The following is a 6,725-nucleotide window of genomic DNA, read 5'->3' as shown; positions in this document are numbered from 1 at the left end:
ACGACGTGCGGCTGCTGCAGCTGCAGTTCGGCGGCGTCCTCGCAGGTGATGACGCGCTCGGTGGGGTCGATGAAGGCGGTCAGGGTGTTCAGCAGGGTCGTCTTGCCCGAGCCGGTGCCGCCCGAGATGACGATGTTGCAGCGGCAGGCGCCGATGACGCCCAGGACGCGGGCCCCTTCCGGGCTGATGGAGGCGTACTCCACCAGGTTCTTCATCGTCAGCTTGTCTTTTTTGAACTTCCGGATCGTCAGGGTCGCGCCGTCGATGGCCAGCGGCGGGGCGATGACGTTGACGCGGGACCCGTCGGGCAGTCGGGCGTCGCAGATCGGGGAGCTCTCGTCCACGCGGCGGCCGACCTGCGACACGATCCGCTGGCAGATGTTCATCAGCTGGGTGTTGTCGCGGAAGCGGACGTTGGTCAGCTGGACCTTGCCGTTCACTTCGATGAACACCCGGCCGGCACCGTTGACCATGATGTCGGCGATGTCGTCGCGGGCGAGCAGCGGCTCCAGCGGACCATAGCCCAGCACGTCGTTGACGATGTCCTGGACCAGATGCTCCTGCTCGGCGACCGACATGGAGACGTTCTTGATCGCCACCAGCTCGGCGACGATGTCGCGGATTTCCTCGGACGCCGCCTTGGTGTCGAGCTGGGCCAGCTGCGACAGGTCGATGGTGTTCATCAACGCGTTGAAGATGGTGGTCTTCGTGGCGTGGTAATAGTCGCTCTGTTCGCGGACGATCTCGGTGACCGCCTGGGCCTTCTTCAGCTGCTCGAAGGCGGGCGTGGCCTTGGGGCCGGGGCCGTTCGTGGCAGGCGGCGGTGCGGAGGCAGCGGGCTTGGGCCGGGCCGCAAGGGCATCCAGCCGGTCGGCGCCCCCCGAAGGCTCGGCCTGTCGCGCCGTGCCGCCCGTGCCGAATGGCGCTGCTGCCTGGGGCGCTTCGTCGGCAAAGGCGAAGGCCTGGGTCTGGACACCCTGATCCGGCTGCTCCGGCGCGGGGCGGCCCGCACTCCCGGAGGCAGGGGCGAGGGGAGCCGAGGGGCTGGACGATCCTGTGCGTTTTCCGAACACGGCGGGACCGTCAGCGCTTCTTGAACAGCTTGCCGAAGAGCGACTTGCTCTCCGACGGGGCCTTGGCCGAGGCCTTGCCCTTCGGACCCGCGACGGCGGGCAGTTCACGACGCGAGACGATCTGGGCCAGGGTCTGGAAGGCGTCGGCCGCCTTGGACTTGGCGCCGGCGTCGATGATCATCTGACCGTTGTTGGCGGCGGCGCCGAACAGCTTGGCATCGAACGGAATGATCAGGCTGGGGTGGACCCCCAGGGCCGCGCCGAAATCCTTGGCCGGGATCTCCGGTCGGCCCGGCATTCCCATCTGGTTGAGCACCAGCCGCGGCGGGGCGTCGTTGGGACGTCCGGCGCGGATCAGGTCCATCATGTTCTTGGCGTTGCGCAAGGATGCCAGATCCGGCGTGGCCACCACGACCACCTCGTCGGCGGCGATCAGGGTCTTGCGCATCCAGCCGGACCACAGGTGCGGCAGGTCCAGCACCACGAAGGGCGCCGTCGAACGAATACGGCTGGTCACTTCTTCGAACGCGTCGGGCGAGATGTCCCAGTCGACGTCGAGCGTCGCGGGGGCCGCGAACAGGCTCAGCTTGTCCGTGCAGCGGACCATCATCCGGTCCAGCAGGGTCGCGTCCAGCCGGTCGGGCTGGCCCAGGGCGTCGGCGACGCCGTTCAGCGGATCCTGGTTGAAGTCGAGCCCCGCCGTGCCGAACGGCAGGTCATAGTCGACGATGACGGTGTTGGCGCCGATCCGCTCGGACATGGCGTAGGCGGTATTGTGGGCGACCGAGGACGATCCCGCCCCGCCGCGCGCGCCGACGAAGGCGATCGAACGTCCGACGAAGGGCATGGCCGGGTCGGCGAACAGGCCGCCGATGGCCGCGATCAGCTGCAGCGGCTGGATCGGGGCCACCAGATATTCCGAAACCCCGCGCCGCATCAGTTCGCGGAACAGGATGATGTCGTTCGAGGCGCCGATGACCACGACCTTGGTGCCCGCGTCGCAGACCTCGGCCAGGGCGTCGACCTGGGCCAGCAGGCTGTGCGGGTCGGTCAGGCATTCGACGATGATCAGGGGCGGCGTAGGCTCGTGATGATAGGCCTCGACGGCAGCGGGGACGCCACCGACGCGAATCTGGGTCGTGGCGCGCGACAGGCGACGGTCCTGCCCGGCGCGTTCGGCGGCGGCCAGGGTGTCCTGGCGTTCGGCGAAGACGTGGATGGCGATGCGCGGCACCGACACCTCGGCGCCCATCGGCGCACCCAGCGACGCGGCCGTGTGGACGGGGGCCGTCTGCATGGGGGCGGGAGCCAGGGCCGTCTGGGCTCCGGCGATCATTTCGCCCACGGGATTGTAGCCGGGCGCCGGCATGGACGCGGGCATACCGCCGGCCTGGGGCATGGCGGCGACCTGCGGCATCGCAGCGGCCTGGGGCGAGGCTCCGGCGGGGGCCATGAACTGCAGCGGCTCGCGCGCGGCGGAACCGCCCGGCGCAAACTCGCTGTCCAGGTCAAACTCGTCCTCGAAAGCCTCATAGCTGCGTGGCGCGAAAGCGTTACTCATGATCCGCTCAGTCCACCGCCTGCGAGACCCGCTCGTTCGCGATCAGGTCTTCTTGAGGGGCCGCCGTGGCTTCGCCTTTGCGGTAGTTGTCGAAGACCACGGCACGTCGGCCCTGGTCGGAAGCGGTCATGTTGCGCGGCGTGACGATGTCGCGCGGATTGGCGATCTGCGCCGCCAGGTTGGCGTTGACCGCACAGCCGAAGTTCGAGGAGGTCTCGTTCCGGTTGGTGCGCGCCAGATTGTTCCATTGCAGGCCGCACTGGGGCACCACGGCCTCCAGGGTCTCGAACCCGACCAGAACCGGTGCGCGGGCGTCCGGCGCGTCATAGCCTTCGACCTGGATCAGGTGTCCGGGAACGCCGCCGTGCTCCAGCGCCGCCTTGATCCGGTAGGCGAAGTCACCGGCGACCACGTCGCCGCCGCCGGGGGCCTGGATACGCAGGGCCGTGGCGCGCTCGGCGCCGAAGCGACGGATCAAGGCACCCAGTGCCGCCTGCTGGGCCGGGGACACCCCGTCCTCGCGGACGGCCAGGGCGATGCGGTCGACGCCGGGCTCGACCTGGAGGGAATAGCGCGACGTCGGGGTCAGGGGCATGGGACCCTCCCCCCCGGCCGGGCCGCCCATGCAGGCGGTCAGGGAGGCCGAGGCGACGGCGGCGACGAGAAGGGTGCGCAAGGCGGTGCGGATCATCAGCGGGCTCACTCGATCACATAGCCGACCGGGCCCTGCCAGCCGACGCCGGCGACGGCGGTCGGGGCGGGGCTGCCATAGGTCTGGTTCAGCTGGCCGAAGAAGGTGGTCTGGATGTCGGTGGCGATGCGCAGGCCGTCGGCGGGCGTCTGCATCCGGCCAGGCGAGGTCGGGGTGACGATATAGGGTTCGACGATCACGACCAGCTCGGTCTCTCCCGAAAGATAGTCGCGCGAGCGGAACAGCGAGCCCAGGATGCCGGTCGTCGTCCCGGGCAGGCCGTCGATGGCCTGGCGGGTCTGTTCCTGCAGCAGGCCGGCGATCATCATCGACCCGCCCGAGGGCAGTTCGACGGTGCTTTCGGTACGGCGGACCTGAAGGCCCTGAAGGGTCAGGGCGCCGACCGTGCCGGCCCCGAGCGTAAAGCCGCCCTGGCTGGTCAATTCGGAAACCTCGACCTTGATCTGCATCGAGATGCGGCCGCCGGTCAGGACGACCGGACGGAAGGCCAGGCTGATACCATAGGGCTTGTATTCGACGCTGACATTGCCCTGCTGGTCGCGGCCCGAGGGCACCGGGAACTCGCCGCCGGCCAGGAAGGTCGCGGCCTCGCCCGACACGGCGGTCAGGTTGGGCTCGGCCAGTGTGCGGACCAGACCGACCCGCTCGAACGCCTTGATGGTCGCATTGCCCTGGTTCAGGTCGCGGTCGCCGGGACCGGTGCCGGGCTGGGCGGTGTCCCAGTTTCCGGCGTCCTCGGGACCGTTGGCCACGAACGGGCACATGGTGCCGGCGACATAGCCTGCGCCGATGCAGGGGCGCTCAAGCTGATAGTTGCGGGTCGTGTCGATCGAGGATCCGGCCGAAATCCCGCCCAGCAGGGCCCCGTTGACTCCGAAGCTGGCCGCCTGACCGATCAGGAACTGGGCGTCGCCCAACTGACCCAGCACCGCCGAGGTGTTGAAGCCCAGCTGCTTGATGGCGTTTCTCTGAATCTCGACGACCCGGACCTTGAGCGTGACCTGGTCGCTCTCGGCGACGCTCATCATGTTCATGACCTTCTCGGGGGCCGAGACGAAGGCGCGGGCGATCTGGACGATCCGGTCCGCCTCGGCCGGGCTGGTCACCAGTCCGGTCAGGATGATGCTGTCGTTGACCGCCTCGGCGCGGGCCTGAGAACCTGGCGCGATCCGGTTGATGGTGTCCTGAAGCGCATAGACGCCCGCATCGACCCGGACCCGTAGCGACAGGATGGTCCTGCCAGCGGCATCGAGAAAGACTGCGTCGGTCTGGCCGGGCGCGACGCCGATCACGGTCACGCGACGCGGCGAATGGGTCAGGGCCTCGGCGATCGCCGGGTTGGAGATGATGACGTCATGGGCGTCGGCAGGCAGGTCCACCGCGAACGACGACCCGCGCGGCAGATTGACCAGCTGCGCCTCGCCACCCGCCGAAACGGTGCGCGCCGTCTGGGCCAGGGTCGTGGCGGGCATCAGCGACGATGCGCCGATCAGCAGGGCCGAGGCCGCCACGCCAATGCGGCGCAGCCAGGTCGGGCGCGGGTTGGATGTCATCGAACCTCTCACGGGATCACGACCGTTTCGGGAGCGCCGCCACGGAAGATGCGGACGGCGGAGGATTCACGCGGTGCCTGAACCCGGCCCGACGGTCCGGCGGTGTCTGCATAGGAGCGCAGCACCAGCGACAGCTCGCCCTCGGACTTGGCCAGGGCCAGGGCCTCTGAATCGGAGGGCCGCAGTTCCAGGGTGGCGGTGGCGCCGACGACCGATTGCTCGTCCTCGCCGGCGCGGGTGGTCTGGTCGATGGCCAGGACCTTGACGTTCTGCATCACCATCGAGGACCGGAATTTGGAGGCCTGGCTGGCACCGTCCAGGTTGGACAGGGTGGTCTGCTGGGTCAGCAGCACATCGACCCGGTCGCCGGGCAGGATGAAGCCACCGGCTGCCGTCTCGACCGAGACCTTGATGGCCATGGCCCGCATCCCGGGCTCCAGATAGGCGGCCAGGTATCCGCTGTCGCCGGCACGCACGATCTTGCGCGCCACGATGGGTTCACCGGCCAGGATGGGCTCGCGCACCACCGATCCGAAATAGTCGGCCTTGGCGCCGCCCGTGGCCATGTCGGTGGCGACGCGGGTGACCGAGGCGACGGCACCGGCGGGCTTGGCGGCTGCGCCTTCGAGCGCACCGGCGGCCGCTTCGGCCTGTCCGGCGGTCGGGGGAACGGGAATGGGGGTGGTGCCGTCGGTGATGAAGGCGGGGTTGACCTCGTCGACCGGCCATTCCTTCCAGGTCAGGTCGGCGTCTTCCAGCCGCTTGCCGGGATCCAGGTCGCGCGCTGCGACCAGCACCTTGGCCATCGGGCGAGCCGGAACGGCGGGGCCGGCCGTGGCCGTGGCGACAGGCTGTCCGCCCGAAGAGCCCATGGCGCGCACGACGAAGGCCAGGCCGATGGCCGCGACGGCGGCGATACAGATGACGGCGATCTTGGCGGGCTTCATGACGGTCTCCGGCAGGATGGGAGCGCGCGTGGAATCGGTTCCCCGGCCTCTGCCGTTAACGAGAATGAAGGCTGCGGGTTAACGCGCTCCTAAGCGGAGAAAGCCGTCAGTTTCCCGACGCGAACGTCGTGAGCAGCGCACTCGACGGGAAGGCCATCAGCACACCGACGGCGATGGCGACGCCGTAGGGGATATCGCCCTTGGGCTCGAGAAGGTGATGGACCCAGTCGGGGCCGCCGGCGACATAGGGCCGGACCTGGGTGCGGGCGAAGATCAGCGTCAGGCAGAACAGGCCGCCCGCCACCCCGGTCCACAGCATGAAGGCGCCCGAGCCGCTGAGACCCAGCCACAGACAGGCCGCGGCCATCAGCTTGGCGTCGCCGCCGCCGATGATCCGGGCCGCGAACAGTCCCATGCCGACGAACAGGGCGCAGGCGGCGATGCCGACATGGGTCAGAACGCTCATGGGGCTCAGTCCCACCATGAAGGCGGCCGGGAAGAAGCCCAGGATGAGCGCCGCCGAGATCCAGTTCGGGATCGTCATCGTCGTCAGGTCACGAATACCCGCCGCGATCGTCAGACCGGGCAGCAGGCTGAGCAGCAGTAGGGTGACGGTGTCCATGATCCACCTCTAACCTCGGTCCCGTTAAGACCCGGTTTCCGGGCCGGACAAGGCAAAGGGCCGAAGCGTTTCCGCTCCGGCCCCATCTTCAGCCCGCAGGCTGACTTCAAGACTTTACTGAACTGACGGGATCAGGCGCCGGTCATGCCGGTGGTGACGGCCTCGAACTTGGACGAGATCGTGGTGCCGAGGGTGGTCACGGCGGCGATGATGACGACGGCGATCAGGGCGGCGATCAGGCCGTACTCGATGGCGGT

7 protein-coding genes are annotated in these 6,725 nt (G+C 68.9%); all 7 read right to left on the bottom strand.

Features of this window, described 5'->3' with window-relative positions:
- Positions 1-1,073: CpaF family protein (locus JHC99_RS16625; RefSeq protein WP_292155741.1), on the bottom strand; the 1,073-nt coding region annotated here is incomplete at its 3' end.
- 10 nt (positions 1,074-1,083) lie between these two features.
- Entirely contained in the window at positions 1,084-2,634 is a 1,551-nt protein-coding gene (locus JHC99_RS16620; protein ID WP_292155740.1) for a cellulose synthase operon protein YhjQ/BcsQ, read from the bottom strand.
- 7 nt (positions 2,635-2,641) lie between these two features.
- Positions 2,642-3,325, bottom strand: a complete 684-nt coding sequence (locus JHC99_RS16615; protein WP_292155739.1) for a CpaD family pilus assembly protein — start codon at positions 3,323-3,325, stop codon at positions 2,642-2,644.
- Between the two features lie 8 nt (positions 3,326-3,333).
- The gene (locus JHC99_RS16610; protein ID WP_292155737.1) at positions 3,334-4,899 is read right to left on the bottom strand and encodes a type II and III secretion system protein family protein; all 1,566 of its coding nucleotides are present in this window, start codon (positions 4,897-4,899) and stop codon (positions 3,334-3,336) included.
- Between the two features lie 8 nt (positions 4,900-4,907).
- Positions 4,908-5,846 (bottom strand): Flp pilus assembly protein CpaB, encoded by a 939-nt coding sequence (gene cpaB, locus JHC99_RS16605; protein WP_292155736.1) that lies wholly within the window; start codon positions 5,844-5,846, stop codon positions 4,908-4,910.
- Between the two features lie 106 nt (positions 5,847-5,952).
- Positions 5,953-6,468 carry a prepilin peptidase gene (locus JHC99_RS16600; RefSeq protein ID WP_292155735.1) on the bottom strand — a complete coding sequence of 172 codons (516 nt, stop codon included), beginning with the start codon at positions 6,466-6,468 and terminating at the stop codon, positions 5,953-5,955.
- 131 nt (positions 6,469-6,599) lie between these two features.
- A partial coding sequence (locus JHC99_RS16595; RefSeq protein WP_292155742.1) for a Flp family type IVb pilin occupies positions 6,600-6,725 on the bottom strand: 126 nt, incomplete at its 5' end.

Origin of the sequence: Brevundimonas sp., from assembly GCF_016463485.1 — a bacterium.
GTDB lineage: Bacteria > Pseudomonadota > Alphaproteobacteria > Caulobacterales > Caulobacteraceae > Brevundimonas.
Note: the sequence above shows the minus strand (reverse complement) of the source record. Positions and strands in the feature narration are given on the sequence as shown.